The 209-nt window shown below is 71.3% G+C and carries 1 pseudogene; it reads left to right on the plus strand.

From position 1 onward, the window contains the following. Window positions 1-209, plus strand: a pseudogene (locus MFF64_RS37730) (hypothetical protein); the annotation flags it as partial.

Genomic DNA, 209 nt, shown 5'->3' on the forward strand with positions numbered 1-209 from the left:
GCTGAGCCGGCTCTACACCGTCCCGGGCGACGGCAAGGGCCCGGTCCAGAAGGTCTACGGCACGATCCAGGTCTCCGACGTGACCTATTCGGACGCGCGCGGCACCACCGTGAAGATCGCGCGTCTGAACGGGCGCGACCTCGGCGGCAGGCAGGTGCCGGACGGCTGGAACGGCGCGTTCGAGATCGTGGCCGCCGGCTTCCAGGGGC

Origin of the sequence: Methylobacterium frigidaeris, assembly GCF_022179185.1 — a bacterium.
Taxonomy (GTDB): domain Bacteria; phylum Pseudomonadota; class Alphaproteobacteria; order Rhizobiales; family Beijerinckiaceae; genus Methylobacterium; species Methylobacterium frigidaeris.